Origin of the sequence: Nannocystis bainbridge, from assembly GCF_028368995.1 — a bacterium.
GTDB classification, from domain to species: Bacteria; Myxococcota_A; Polyangia; order Nannocystales; family Nannocystaceae; genus Nannocystis; species Nannocystis bainbridge.
Map to the genome: position 1 here is coordinate 1,474,850 of NZ_JAQNDL010000002.1, position 14,295 is coordinate 1,489,144.

The 14,295-nt window shown below is 73.4% G+C and carries 8 protein-coding genes; 5 read left to right on the plus strand and 3 right to left on the minus strand.

Annotated elements, in window-relative coordinates:
* Positions 1-283: 283 nt before the first annotated feature.
* Positions 284-1,819 carry a right-handed parallel beta-helix repeat-containing protein gene (locus tag POL25_RS23430; protein ID WP_272088370.1) on the plus strand — a complete coding sequence of 512 codons (1,536 nt, stop codon included), beginning with the start codon at positions 284-286 and terminating at the stop codon, positions 1,817-1,819.
* A 92-nt stretch (positions 1,820-1,911) separates the two neighbouring features.
* On the opposite strand, the gene POL25_RS23435 is transcribed toward POL25_RS23430, so the two are convergent.
* Positions 1,912-2,310, minus strand: a complete 399-nt coding sequence (locus POL25_RS23435; protein ID WP_272088371.1) for a glycine cleavage system protein H — start codon at positions 2,308-2,310, stop codon at positions 1,912-1,914.
* A 75-nt stretch (positions 2,311-2,385) separates the two neighbouring features.
* Positions 2,386-2,964, minus strand: a complete 579-nt coding sequence (locus tag POL25_RS23440; RefSeq protein ID WP_272088372.1) for a TM7S3/TM198-like domain-containing protein — start codon at positions 2,962-2,964, stop codon at positions 2,386-2,388.
* 274 nt (positions 2,965-3,238) lie between these two features.
* On the opposite strand from POL25_RS23440, the gene POL25_RS23445 reads away from it, so the two are divergent.
* The 4 genes from POL25_RS23445 (at position 3,239) to POL25_RS23460 (ending at position 12,189) form a co-directional block, all read left to right on the plus strand.
* Complete coding sequence (locus POL25_RS23445) at positions 3,239-4,543, plus strand: efflux RND transporter periplasmic adaptor subunit (protein WP_272088373.1); 1,305 nt, start codon at positions 3,239-3,241, stop codon at positions 4,541-4,543.
* A 23-nt stretch (positions 4,544-4,566) separates the two neighbouring features.
* A complete protein-coding gene (locus POL25_RS23450) occupies positions 4,567-7,746 on the plus strand; it encodes an efflux RND transporter permease subunit (RefSeq protein WP_272088787.1) in 3,180 nt (1,059 codons plus the stop codon).
* Between the two features lie 73 nt (positions 7,747-7,819).
* Complete coding sequence (locus POL25_RS23455) at positions 7,820-11,239, plus strand: efflux RND transporter permease subunit (protein WP_272088374.1); 3,420 nt, start codon at positions 7,820-7,822, stop codon at positions 11,237-11,239.
* Positions 11,240-11,337: 98 nt separating this feature from the next.
* Positions 11,338-12,189 carry a PAS domain-containing protein gene (locus POL25_RS23460; RefSeq protein ID WP_272088375.1) on the plus strand — a complete coding sequence of 284 codons (852 nt, stop codon included), beginning with the start codon at positions 11,338-11,340 and terminating at the stop codon, positions 12,187-12,189.
* A 176-nt stretch (positions 12,190-12,365) separates the two neighbouring features.
* Here POL25_RS23460 and POL25_RS23465 read toward each other — a convergent pair whose 3' ends face one another.
* Entirely contained in the window at positions 12,366-14,276 is a 1,911-nt protein-coding gene (locus POL25_RS23465; protein WP_272088376.1) for a hypothetical protein, read from the minus strand.
* Between the last annotated feature and the right edge of the window lie 19 nt (positions 14,277-14,295).

Here is a 14,295-nt window from a genome sequence, read left to right on the forward strand (position 1 = left end):
GCCATCCTGCGCCAGGGCGTCGGTCGACGCGGCGACGCGCGAGACCGCGAGACGAAGATGGGCACGGCAGGACAGGCCAGGTATCGACCGCAAAGGCGGATGCACGGGTACGCCGGCAGGATGAGGGGACCGTCGCACCGCCGACCGCGCACCGGGAGCGCATGCCTCGGGCGACAGGACATGGCGCGAGGGACAGGTCGCGTATTCGACCGCGAAGCCTGGCGTCCTGGCTGGCCCGCGGTCGCGAGCGCCCCCGGCTGCCGCGCTCGGGTATCGTGGCGGCATGCGACGGACTCGTTCTTCCTTACCGCTGGCCCTCACGCTGGCCGGGTGCAGCGTCGAGATCGGGCAGCCCACCGACACCTCGACGAGCGAGGGCTCCGCGACCACCGAGTCTCAGGGCGAGAGCACGACGGGCACGTCGACCGTCGATCCGACCGGGGCCCCGACGACCTCGACCGCTTCCACCTCGAGCACGAGCACGGGCACGACCGAGGCCGCGACCACTGACGTGCCGGCCGAGACCGACGGGCCGGTCCTGCCGGGCTGCGGGGATGAGTCTCATTTCGCCACGTTCAAGCAGCCGACCACGCTGATCCACGTGGCGACCGACGGCGCCGACGGGCCCGACTGCGGCGGCGAGGCGACGCCGTGTCAGACCCTCGCCGCGGCCGCGGCCAAGGCCACGCCGGGCACCGGCATTCGCCTGCTCGGCGAGACCTTCGGCCCCGACATCTTCCTCACCGACCTCGCCGGCACCGAAGATGCGCCGATCTGGATCGGCGGCGAACCGAATGGCACGCGCCCGCTCATCAGCGGCGGCGGCGAGGGCCTGCACCTGTCGCGTGTCCGCCACCTGGTCCTGCACGACCTCGAGATCACCGGCGCCACCAGCAACGGTATCAACGTCGACGACGGCGGCGACGTCGACGATCCGGAGGCGACCCGCTTCGTCGCGTTCGAACGCCTCTACATCCACGACATCGGCCAGGGCGGCAACCAGGACTGCCTCAAGCTGTCGGGCGTGCACGATTTCTGGGTGCTGGGCAGCCAGTTCGAGCGCTGCGGGGCCGGCGGCAGCGGCATCGATCACGTCGGCTGTCACCGCGGCCTGCTGGTCGGCAACTGGTTCCACGACAACGGCGGCAACGCGATCCAGACCAAGGGCGGCAGCGAGGACATCGAGATCCGCGGCAACACCATGGTCGACTGCGGGCAGCGGGCGGTGAACATGGGCGGCTCGACCGGGTTCGAGTTCTTCCGCCCGCCGCTGACCCCCGACGGCGTCAACGCGGAGGCGCGAAACATCCGCGTGGTCAGCAACGTGATCGAGGGCGGGGAGGTGCCGCTGGCGTTCGTCGGCTGCGTCGACTGCCTGGCGGCCCACAACACGATCATCCGCCCGCAGCAGTGGCTGCTGCGGATCCTGCAAGAGACGGTGACGGACCAGCAGTTCACGTTCGCGCCGGCGAGCGGCGGCCGTTTCTTCAACAACCTGGTGCTGTTCGACCGCGCCGAGATCTCGACGCACGTGAACATCGGCGGCGACACGGCGCCCGAGACGTTCAGCTTCGCCAGCAACCTGTGGTTTGCCGCCGACGCGCCCGATCAGTCGAGCCCCGCCGGCGATCTGCCGGTCGTCGAGACCGATCCGCTGACCGGCGTCGATCCGCTGCTGGTCAACCTCACCGACGACTACCGCCTCACGCCCGCCAGCCCGGCGCTCGGCACGGGCACGCCGCTGCCGGAGGTGGTCGCCGACCGCGACGGGCTGTGCTGGCGCGATCCGCCGAGCCGCGGCGCCTACGAGCTGCACTGAGCGCGGCGGCCGGGCCGCCGCGCACCTCGGGACATGTCCGTCAGCACATGTCCGTCAGAGCATGTCCCGCAGCACATGCCCTGCAGGCCAGCTCATACGCACGCCGCCGCGGTCTTGAGCAGCTCGCTGTAGGCCTCGGCATCCAACAAAGTGGTGAACTCGCTGAGGTCGGGGGGGCGCACCGCGATCATCCAGCCCTCGCCGTAGCAGTCGTCGCTGATGGTCGCGGGCGTCAGGTCGAGGCCCTCGTGCACGCGGACTACCGAGCCGCTCAGCGGCGTGAACAGCTCGATCTCCGCCTTGGCGCTCTCGAGCACCGCGAAGCACTGGCCGGGCGCGAGCTCGTCGCCGGGCTGGACGCGGAGGGCGAAATCGGTGATCTCGCCGAGCTGATCGAGGGCGCGAGCGCTGAGCCCGACGAGCACGCTGTCGCCGTCGAGTTCGGCCCAGACATGATTGCGCGCGTACCGGCGGGAGTGAACGGGGGGCATCGGTTTCGCGTTATCCCACGCGAACCTGGCGCCAGCAACGGCCCCACTGCGCCGCAGCAGAACCGCGTTCGGGGGTCAGCGGCGGCCGGTGGTGGCCAGCTGCACGGCGATCCCGAGCAGCGCCAGCGCGGCCCACGCGACGACCTCGGGGACCGCGTCGGGCAGGCCACCGGTCCACGGCAGGGCCGTCAGGTCGGTCAGCCACCGGATCGGGCTCTCGGCCATCACCTCGGCGCTGCGCACCACCAGCGCCGCGCCGGTGATCGCGGTGGCGACGATCAGCACCACCCGCGTCACCACTACGCTGGCGCTGCCGGCCACGCAGGCCAGCAGCAGCTGGACCTGCCACGAGACGCCGCCGACGGCCGGCGCGGCGGCCCAGGTCAGCAGCAGCGCCGCGACCGCGCCGATGGCGAAGACGCCGATCCGGAAGTACGCCAGCACCGTGCCGAGGCCGAGCAGGCCGGCGCCGATCTGCATCAAGCTGGCCGTGAGGACCTGTCCCGGAAACCAGATCGCGGCCAGAGCGGCGCCGGCGCCGACGCCGAACACCAGGCCGTAGATGCCGAGCACCAGCGGGAACAACCTGTATCCGGCGATGCAGTGCACGAGCCCCACCAGGAGCGCGACGACGGGGGGCAGACCGAGCGGCACGCCGGGACCCTAGCGACCGCGACCGCACAGGGCAAAATAACGGCCGGCCCGGCCGGGGGCAGAGGGCCGGCTCGCCGGTCGCGGCCGTCGCGGAGGCCAGCTCCGGCAGCGCGCCGGCGAACCCATCCTGGGGGCTGCGAGATCGCGAACGGCCCGTCACGCTCCGCGAAGCCGCGGTCGCGGGTCCGGATGTTTCACCGTTCGCTGCGAGGACGGACACATGAGGGGTTCCCCCTCGTGACAGGCGATCGTGGTATGGCAGGTCGAACGCGCCATGCGCACCGTCCTGCTCCTCGCACTCCTGGCCGTGACTCCGCTCGCCTGCGGCGGTGAAGCTGGCGCGGGTGGTCCGGGCGGCCCCGGCGGTCCCGGAGGCAAGGGTCGCCGCGGCGGTGAGGCCGAGCCGCTGGCCGTCGCCGTCACCACCCTGACCCCGGCCACCATCGAGCGGCACTACCGCGGCGCCGGCACCCTGCGGGCCCTGCGAGCCGCCGACCTGGTCGCGCTGCAGCCCGGCGTCGTGCTCGATCTCAAGGCCGAAGAGGGCGACCTCGTGGCCGAGGGCCAGCTGCTGGCTCGCCTCGACGGCCGCGCGTATCAGCTGCAGGCCGCGCGCGACCGCCTCAGCGCCCAGAACGCGGCCAAGGAGCTCGGGCGGCTCGAGCAGTTGACCGGCGTGCTGTCGCGCGAAGAGCTCGACAAGCAGCGCTACGCCGCCGAATCGGCGCTGGCCAGCGCCCAGGTGTCGCGCCACCAGGCCTCGCAGACGACCGTCTCGGCCCCGTTCGCCGGCACCATCACCCGCCGCCACATCGACGTCGGCAACCTCGCCACCACCTCCAAGTCGCTCTTCACGATCGCCGACCTCAGCGCCCTCGACCTCGAGCTGCACGTGCCCGAGCGCGAGGCCAGCGCGGTCCAGGCCGGGGCGCCGGCCGTCGTCGAGCTGCAGGACGGCAGCACGTTCGAGGCCCGGGTCGAGCGCCGGGCGCCGGTCGTCGACCCGCTGACCGGGACCGTGAAGTTCGTGGTCCGGGCCCGCAGCTTCCCCGCGGGCGCGGTGCCCGGGGCGTTCGCGCGCGCGACCCTGCGCGTGGCAGTGCGCGAGGCGGCGCCGAGCGTGCCGCGCAGCGCGATCGTCGAGGTCGAGGGCAAGCCGCACGTGTACGTGGTCGAGGAGGGCCGGGCTCGCCGGCGTCCGGTCGAGCTCGGGCTGGTCGGCGAGGACCGGGCGGAGATCCGCGGCGGCGTGGCCGAGGGCGCCTCGATCGTGCTCGACGCCGGCACCGGCATCGCCGAGGGCATGCCCGTGCGCGCGGTCGCCGAGGGCGAGGCCAAGGGAGCCACCAAGGCGACGGGCGAGGGCAAGGCCGACGCTGCCGCGGGCGGCGAGGGCAAGGCCGCGGCGGGCCAGGCAGGCGCCGCGGCTGCGGGCCTGTCCGCCGAGGCAGGTCCGAAGGGACAGGTCCCCGAGGCCAGGTCCGAAGGGGCAGGTCCCGAGGGCCAGGTTCCCGCGGCCAGGGCGCAAGAGACAGGTCCGAAGGGGCAGGCGGCCGCGGCGCCGCCAGGGGTCCGGTGACGGGCGAGGCGCGGCCGCGCGGCATGGTCGCGGGCGCGGTCGGGCGGCCGGTCACGACCACCATGGTGCTGGTCGCTCTGGTCGTGTTCGGGCTGGTCGCGCTGACGCGGCTGCCGCTGGCGCTGCTGCCCGACCTCAGCTACCCGAGCGTCACCGTCCGCACCGAGATGCCGGACGCGGCCCCGCAGGAGGTCGAGGAGCTGCTGACGCGGCCGGTCGAGGAGCTGGTCAGCGCGGTCCCGGGGGTGGTGCAGGTCGAGTCGGTCTCGCGCGAGGGCATCAGCGAGGTCGTGCTCGATTTCGGCTGGGGCACCGACATGGACCGCGGGCTCGACGACGTGCGCGAGAAGCTCGACCGCGTGGCCCTGCCGACCGGCGTGCAGCGGCCGGTGGTGCTGCGCTACGACCCGTCGCAGGAGCCGATCCTGCGCCTGGCTCTGGTCTCGCGCGACAACATGCGCCCGGCCGAGCTGTGGGAGCTGGCCGATCGCCGGGTCAAGCGCGCGCTCGAGAAGATCCCCGGCGTCGCGGCGGTGCAGATCCACGGCGGCGACAAGGAGGAGGTCCGGGTCGAGCTCGACCCGCAGCGGCTGTCGGCCCTGCGCGTGACCGCCGACGAGGTCGCCCAGGCGATCCGCCGCGACAACGTCAACCGCCCCGGCGGCGCGCTGTCGGAGCAGAAGAGCCGCTACCTGCTGCGCACCGTCCACGAGGCGCGCGAGCCGGCCGAGCTGGCCGAGGTCGTGGTCCGCAGCCAGAGCGGCGCCGAGCTGCGCCTGCGCGACGTCGCCGTGGTCGCGCGGGTGCCGGTCGAGCGCGAGGAGCTGGCCCTGGTCGCCGGCCGCGAGGCGGTCGAGCTGGCGGTCTACCGCGAGGGCGACGCCAACACGGTGGCGGTGTCGCGGGCGGTCCAGACGGCGCTGCCCGAGCTGCCCCTCGGGACAGGTCAGAGCGTGGTCGTGCTCAGCGACCAGGCCGCCTTCATCGAGTCGGCGATCGCCGAGGTCCAGAGCAACACCCTGCTCGGCGGGGCGCTGGCGGTGCTGGTCCTGCTGTTCTTCCTCCGCGACCTGCGGGCCACCCTGGTCATCGCCGCGGCCATCCCGATCTCGCTGCTGGTCACCTTCGTGCCGCTGCAGATGCTCGGCGTCAGCCTCAACCTCATGAGCCTCGGCGGCCTGGCGCTCGGCGTCGGCATGCTGGTCGACAACAGCATCGTCGTGCTCGAGTCGATCGCCCGCGTGCGGGAGCGCGACCCGCACGGCGGCGCCGCGGCCACGGCGGTGCGCGGGGCCACCGAGGTCGCCGCGTCGGTCGTGGCGTCGACGCTGACCACGGTGGCGGTGTTCCTGCCGATGGCGTTCGTCGAGGGCGTGGCCGGGCGGCTGATCCGCGACCTCGCGTACACGGTGTCGCTCAGCATCCTGTCGTCGATGTTCGTCAGCCTGACCCTGGTGCCGGTGCTGCAGAGCCTCGGCGGCGGGGCCGGCGAGGGCGAGGGCGAGCCGGCGCCGCGCTCGCTGATCGCCTGGCTGCTGGCCCCGCTCGCCCTGGCGTTTCGCGGCCTGCGCGTTGCGACATGGTCGATGGGGAAGGTGCTCCGCGTGCTCACGGCCCCGTTCACGGCCGCCTACGCCGCGGTCGAGGATGCCTATCCGCGGCTCCTGCGGGCCGCGCTGCGCTGGCGGTTCACGGTGGTGGCGCTGGCGGTGGCGCTGTGCGTGCTGGCGTTCCAGCAGCTGCAGGGCCTCGGCAGCACGCTGCTGCCGGAGATCCAGCAGGGCGAGTTCTTCGTCCAGATCTCGCTGCCGCAGGGCAGCTCGCTCGACCGCACGGCCCACGTCGCCCGCCGGGTCGCCGCCGCGGTCGAGCAGGACGAGGCGGTCGCCCAGGTGTTCGCGCGCGTCGGCAGCATGACCGCCGGCGACAGCGCCACCGGCACGGTCGCCGGCACCCACCTGGCCCAGGTCAACGTCCGCCTGCAGCCGGGCCTGCTGGCGCCGGAGGAGGCCGCGCTCGAGGAGGCGCTGATGCTGGCGATGGCCGGCGCGGCCGCCGATCCGGAGGCGACGCTGCGGCTCGGCCGACCGGCGCTGTTCTCGTTCGACGCCCCGATCGAGGTCCGCATCTTCAGCGAGGAGCCCGAGCGCGCGATCGGCCACGCGCTGGCGCTGCTGCCCGACCTGCGCGCGATCGAGGGCCTCGCCGACGTCGCCCCGGACGACCTCGCCGGCCGCCCCGAGGTCCGCGTCGACTTCGATCGCGAGCGCCTCAGCCGCCTCAACCTCGGCGTCGACGCGGCCGCGCTCGCGGTCCAGCGCGCGGTCCAGGGCGAAATCGCGACCAAGATGCACGCGGCCGACCGGCAGCTCGACGTCCGCGTTCAGCTGCCGCAGGTCGACCGCACCCGCGCGGCCGATGTCGGCAAGATCGCCGTGGCCGTGATCGGCGACATCCCGGTCACCGTGGCCGCCGTGGCCGACCTGGTCGAAGGGACAGGCCCCGCCGAGATCCGCCACCTCGACGGCCGCCGCGGCCTGCGGATCCGCGCCCGCCTCACCGGTGAGGACCTCGGCACCGTTGCAGCCCGCGTCGAGGACGTGCTCGCCGCCCACGACCCTGGCGACGGCCGCGTCCAGGCCGAGCTCGGCGGTCAGGCCGAGTCCCTCGGCGGGTCGATGAAAAGCATGATGTTCGCGGCACTTATCGCCGTGTTCCTCATCTACGTGGTGATGGCGTCGAGCTTCGAGAGCCTGCATCACCCGCTGCTGATCATGTTCACCGTCCCGCTGGCGGTGGTCGGGGTCGCGTGGGGCTGTGTGCTGACCGGCACCCCGATCTCGGCGATGGTCGGCATGGGGGCGATCATCCTCGGCGGCATCGTCGTGAACAACGCGATCGTGCTGGTCAACACCGTCAACTACCGTCGCGGCCAGGGCATGGCGGTCGGCCCGGCGCTGGTCGAGGCCGGCCGGTTGCGGCTGCGGCCGATCATCATGACCACGGCGACGACCGTGCTCGGCCTGTTGCCGATGGCGTACGGGGTCGGCGACGGCGCGGCCCTGCGCCAGCCGCTCGCGGTCACCGTCATCGGCGGCCTGACCGCGGCGACCCTGCTGACCCTGGTCGTGATCCCGTGCCTCTACAGCCTGCTGCCCGGCAAGCGCCAGGACGCCTGGGCCGACATGGCGGGGGAGGACTGACGTGAGCGACCATCGACCTGGCGAAGGGGACATGTCCCCGAACGCAGGTCCGATCGGACCTGGCCCCGAGGACATGTCCTCGAAGGCAGGCCCGCAGGTCAGCGGTCGAGCCAGCCTCAGCGACCTCGCGCTCGACCGCCCGGTGATGATCGGGATGCTGCTGCTGGCGATCCTGGTCCTCGGCGCGATCGCCACCGCCCGCCTGCCGCTGGCGTTCCTGCCGGCCGGCGGGACCGCGCGCGTGTCGCTGCGCATCAACCTCCAGCGCACCAGCCCGGAGCTGGTCGAGCGCGAGATCATCCGCCCGGTCGAGGAGGCGATGGCCGGGCTGCGCGGGCTGCAGCGGATCCAGGTCGGCAGCGGCGGCTGGGGCGTGCGCGTCAACCTCGAGTTCGTCGCCGGCACCGACATCGCGGCGCGCAAGGCCGAGATCCGCGAGCGCTTCGACCGCATCCGCGGGACCCTGCCGGACGCGATCACGCGGGTCACGCTCGACTCGTGGGGCCGCTCCGACGACGCGGTGGTCAAGCTGCGCCTCGCCAGCGACAGCGACCTGACGCGCTCGTACGACCTGATCGAGCGCTACGTGGTGCGGCCGATCGAGCGCATCCCGGGGGTCTCGCGGGTCGAGCTCGAGGGCGTCGAGCCGCGCGAGCTCGAGGTGGCGCTCGACCTCGAGGCCCTGCGCCGCGCCGGTGTGTCGGCCCAGGCCGTCAGCACCGCCGTGCGCGAGGCCAGGCAGGGCCGCAGCCTCGGCGTCCTGCGCGAGGACGCGACCCAGCCCGGCGTGCGCGCGCCGCCGATCGACGCCGACCCGCAAGCGTTCGCGGCCCTGCCGGTGGCCCGCAGCCGCGGGGCCGCGGCGTCGACGACCTCCGCGGCCACCACGGCGCCGCGCACGACCGCGACGCCTGCCTCTTCGGGCATGTCCTCGGGGACAGCTTCCGCCGGGACCACGCCAGCGGTCTCGGCCACCGCGCCCCTGACGGCCCAGGGCCCGCAAGGCGTCGGCGCGCGCAGCAACACCGCCAGCGTCGGCCCGGGCGTCTACACCAGCACGCCGATCGGGTCCGGGGTCGCGCCGGCCACGGCGGCGGCGGCCGGGCAGACCAGCGCGGCCGTGCCGGCGCGGGTCGGCGAGGTCGCGCGGGTCGAGGTCCACCCGCGAGAGAACCGCAACTTCCGCAGCCTCGACGGCCGCCTCGGCGTCGACCTCTCGGTCTACGCCGACGCCGGGGCCAGCCCGGTCGACGTCGCCCAAGCCGTCAACGGGGTGGTCGAGGAGCTGCAAGCCAGCCCGCGGCTCGGCGGCATCTCGGCGGTCGTCTACCACGACCAGGGCAAGATCATCCTCAAGACGCTGGCCGACCTGCGCGACACCGGCATCTACGGCGGCGTGCTCGGGGTGGCCATGCTGTGGCTGTTCCTGCGCCGCTGGGGCGTGACGATGGTGGCCGCGCTGTGCATCCCGCTGACGATCCTGGCGACCTGCGGGGTCCTGCTGATCCGCGGCGAGGAGCTCAACTGCATCGTCCTGCTCGGCCTCGTGCTCGGCGTCGGCATGCTGGTCGACAACGCGGTCGTCATCACCGAGGCGATCGAGCTCCAGGCCCAGCGCGGGCTGCCGGCGCGCCTGGCGGTGCGGGCCGGCGGGCGCGAGGTCGGCCTGGCGACCGTGGCGTCGACGCTGTCGAGCGTGATCGTGTTCCTGCCGCTGGTGTTCGGCGACCCGGCCAACCCGATGAGCGCGCTGCTGGCCCCGCTCGGCCTGACCTTCGCCACGGTCCTTTTGTGCAGCCTGTTCGTCAGCCAGACGCTGGTGCCGCTGATCATGCCGACGGTGCTGCGGCGCGGCGGGGTGGCCGAAGGGACAGGTCGCGGCGGACGCCTGCTCGGCCCGCTGATCGCCGGCTACGGGCGCCTGATCGCGTTCACGCTGCGGTTCCGCCGGACCGCGCTGGTGCTCGGCCTCGGCCTCGCGGCCAGCGCCGTCATCCCGGTCCGGCTGCTGGGCTACAACCTCACCGACATCGACCCGAAGCCCGACTGGGTCGAGGTCAGCATGCAGTTCGTCGGCAGCCCCGGCTACAAGGAGATCGGCGAGCGCGTGCGCGTGGTCGAGGAGGCGATCCTGGCCAAGAAGGACGCGCTCCAGGTCACCCACGTGTCGTGCGCCTACTCCGACTTCTGGGGCCGCTGCGACGTCCACCCGATCGCCCGCGCCGCCTCCGAGGCCGACGTCGAGGCGTTCACCACCACCGTCAAGCAGGCGCTGCCCGAGCAGCCGGGCGTGCGCTACCTGGTCGGCGAGAACAACCGCGGGCACATGCGCGGCAACTCCGATCGCCACGAGGTCGAGCTGGCGATCAAGGGCGAGGACATGGGCGTGCTCATGGACCTGTCCGAAAGGGCAGCTTCGCACCTGCGCGCGACGCTGCCGCGCGGCAGCGCCGACAACCCCGAGTCGGGCGGCGTCGACACCGTGATCGGCCCCTACGACGAGGGCTCGCGCGAGCTCCACGTCCGCCTCGACGGCGCCCTGCTGCGCCGCTACGGCCTGCGCGCCGACGACGTCGCGCGCCTGATCCAGACCGCGTTCCAGGGCACGCCGCTCGGCCAGGTGCGCAGCCCCGAGGGGCAGATCGAGCTGCGCCTGTCGGCCGGCAACGCCAGCGGCAGGGCAGGGGACGGGCCGACGCTCGAGCAGCTGCGCGACCTGCCGATCCCGCTGGCCGACGGCGGCGAGGTCACCGTCGGCAGCATCGCCTCGCTCGAGCCGACGCGCAGCCCGTTCTACATCCAGCGGCTCGACCGCGAGACCCAGGTCAAGGTCAAGGCCCGCTTCTTCACCCCCGACCCGGAGAAGAACCGCGCCGCCGTCAACAAGGCGATGGAGAGCTTCGTGTTCCCGACCGGCTACAGCAGCGGCGAGTGGTCGCGCTGGGGCCGGACGCAGCGGTCGAGCATGGAGGTCCTGATCGACCTCGGCCTGTGCCTGCTGCTCGTCTACGCGGTGATGGCCTCGCTGTTCGAGAGCTTCCTGCAGCCGTTCGCCATCCTCGCGACGTGCCTGCTCGGCTGCGTCGGCGCCCCGTGGCTGATGTGGTGGACCGGCACCACCGTCGACACCACGGCGATGATCGGCCTCTTTATCCTCATCGGCATCGCCGTCAACAACGGCATCATGCTGATCGACCGCGCCATCCAGCTGCGCGCCGTCGGCATGACCCGCGACCAGGCGCTCGCGGCCGCCGGCTCCGACCGCCTGCGCCCGATCTTGATGACCGCGGGTACGACGGTGCTCGGCCTGGTGCCGATGCTGATCCACCACCCCACACTCGCAGGCGTCTACTACCACGCCATCGCGCTGATCCTCGTCGGCGGACTGGCGTCGAGTACGGTCATGACGCTGGTCTTCCTGCCGGCCACGTACAGCTTGCTCGACGACCTGGCCCGCTCGGCCCGCTCGGTGTGGCGGCGCGTGGCCAGATGAGCGAACGCGAGACCGCGCCCTGCGTGTGACCGCCAACGTCCGCCGGCGCGCGAAAAGCCACCCCTGACCGCGGCTCCCGCGGGATGATGGCCAGGTCCATGTCCGCCTCCAGCCCCGAACCCTCGCCCGAGCTGGCCACGCTCCTCGCCGAGAACGCCGCGCTGCGCGAGCGCAACGAGCTGCTCACGGCCGTCATCCGCCACTGCCCAGCGGTGATCTTCGTCAAGGACACCGAGGGTCGGCTGTTGGTGTGCAACCAGACCTACGAGCTGCTGACCGGGGCCGGGCCCGGGGGCCTGATCGGCAAGACCGACGCCGACATCTTCGGCCCCGAGGCCGGGGCGCAGAACCGCAGCAACGACCTCCGGGTGTGCGAGAGCGGCGTGCCGCAGGAGGTCGAGGAGCTCATCCCGCAGAGCGACGGGGTCCACGTCTATCTCTCGGTCAAGTTCCCGATCTACGACGCCCGCGGCCAGCTGTGCGGCCTCGGCGGGATCGCCACCGACATCAGCGAGCGGCGCCGGGCCGAGGAGGAGCGCAACGCGCTTCAGCAGGAGGTCATCGCCGTCCAGCGCTCGGTGCTCGCCGAGCTGTCGACCCCGATCGTGCCGATCGCCGACAACGTGATCGCGCTGCCCTTGATCGGCACCATCGACCGCGACCGCGGCCGCGCCATCATGGAGGCGCTGCTCGAGGGCGTGGCCGAGTACCGGGCCCGCGCGGCCATCCTCGACGTCACCGGCGTGCGCTCGATCGACGCCCAGATCGCCGCCGGTCTGCTGCAGGCGGTCCACGCGGCCCGCCTGCTCGGGACCCGCGTGATCGTCACCGGCATCCGCCCGGAGGTCGCGCAGGCGATGGTCGGCCTCGACGCCGACTGGCGCAGCGTCGAGATCTTCGCCACCATGCGCGAGGCCGTCGCCTGGGCCCTCGGCCGCGCACGGCGCTGACGACGATGGCATGTCCCGAAGGCCATGCTCTTCGGGACATGTACTGCAGGACATGAGCATTGCGCCATGCCCTGAAGCACATGCGTTCGAGGCCATGCTCCCGAGAACATGTGCATCGAGACATGTCCATGAGGACATGGCCTGATGGCCATGCCCTGAGGGACATGCCACGCACCTCAGTCGCGCGCGCGCGAGCGGGTGAACAGCCCGCCGAGGCCGAGCAGCAGCGACAGCCCGCCCACCGCCAGACCTGTCCCATAGGCCAGGCGCGAGCGGAGCTCGGCCGCGGCCGTCTCCGGGCGCTCGACGCTGGCGGTCAGGCGCGCCTGCAGCTGCGGGTCTTCGGGCGCCAGCTCGGCCGCGGTCGCCAGCAGCATGCGCCGGCCGTCCTCGGTGGCGGCCAGGTCGGCCTCGGCCAGCAGCGCCTGGACCCGCAGCGCGTCGGCGCGGCCCGGATCGGCCTCGTCGAGCAGCGCCGCGCTCTTGCGCCACAGGCGAGCGCCCTGCGCCAGATCGCCGGCGGCGGCGGCCTCGCTGGCGGCCTGCTCGTAGGTCGGCACCAGCTCGGCGCGGGCGCTGAGCTGCGGATCGTCGGCGAGCAGGCGATCGAGGATCGCGATCGCGGCCGCGCGATCGGGCTCGCCGAGCGCCGCCGCGATCTCGGCCCGCTCGCGCTCGCGGCGGCCGTCGTCGAGCCGCTCGAAATACGCCCGCGCCAGCCGCTCCGGCTGGGCCTCGCACACCCCGGCGAACACGCTGTCCTTCGGCGCCGAGCGGCAGTCGGGTTCGGCCAGCTCGGGCTGATGGCTGGCGATCCGACTCATGATCGCGATCCGGGCCAGGTCGCGGTACGTCAGCTGCGCCGCCGACTCGCCGGTGCCGCCGCCGACGAAGCGCAGCAGCTTGCGCTCGGCCCGCGGCGCCGGCCCGGTCACGAACGCCAGGAACGCCTCGCGCGCGGCCTCACGCACCCGCGGGATCGCGGCGTCGACGAAATCGAGCAGCGGCCCGGCCGCGTCGCCCGGGCGGACCACGGCGTAGGCCGCGATCAGATCGGCGAGCCGCGCCGGATCGTCGCCGACCGCCTGCAGCGCCTTGCGCGGGTGGGCCCGGTCCATGCGGTCGACCTGGTAGCCGGCGTACTCCGCCGTGCGATAGGCGACCGAGTCCTTCACCACCTGCGCCTCGCCCTCGTCGGCGGGCAGGGGCGGGCGGACCGAGCGCCGCAGCAGCCCGGGCAGCGCCGGATCGCCGAGGCGGCGGATCGCTCGCCCGACCTCGTCGCGGAACGTGCTCTCGTGCAGGTACGCGGCCGCCAGCAGCGCCTCGACGACCTCGTCGGTGTGCGCCGGCACGGCCCCGATCGAGGCCGCCGCGCGCAGCAGCGCCGCCTGGATCACGCAGTCGCGGTAGATCGGCCGCAGCACCTTCGACACCTGGCGCGACGGCAGGGCCAGCAGGTCGGTGAACCAGTCCTCCGACAGCTTGATCCCTTGGTGGCCGTGGGCCTTCTTCCACGCCAGCTCGAAGTGCCCGTAGCGGTTCGGCACGTCGCCGCCGATCACAGCCAGCAGCGCTTTGTAGTCGGCCTTGCGGGCGCTGCGCGGCGCCAGCAGCTCGGCCCGGACCGCCGGCCACAGCTCCGGGGGCGCCGCCGCCAGCGCTCGCGCCAGCGGCCCGAGGTCGCGGTGCGGCCCGTCGCGCATCGCCGCGATCAGCCCCGCGAGCTCGTCCGCGGCCGTCGGCGGCGCGACCGGCTGGCCTTCGATACCTGGCGCATCGACCCTGTCGGAAGGTTCCTGTTCTTCGGGACCTGTCCCTTCGGACTCGCGCGGCGGCCCGGTCTTGGCCTTGGCCTTGCGCTTCGCCGGGCGGGCGGGCTCGGCGTCGTCGGCGGGCAGCTCCGCGACCGCGGCGTCGAGCTCGCGGTCGCCCAGGGCCGCGGCCTGGGCGAACCAGAGCTCGTAGCGGTCGGCCCAGGCCTGGGCCTGCAGCGTGTCGGCCGACGAGCGGGTCAGGACCACGACCTGCGGCTCACCGGCGCAGGCGGCGACCAGGGTCGAAAGGAGCAGGGCGCGCCGTGGCATGCGGCCTGGGTACCAAGGG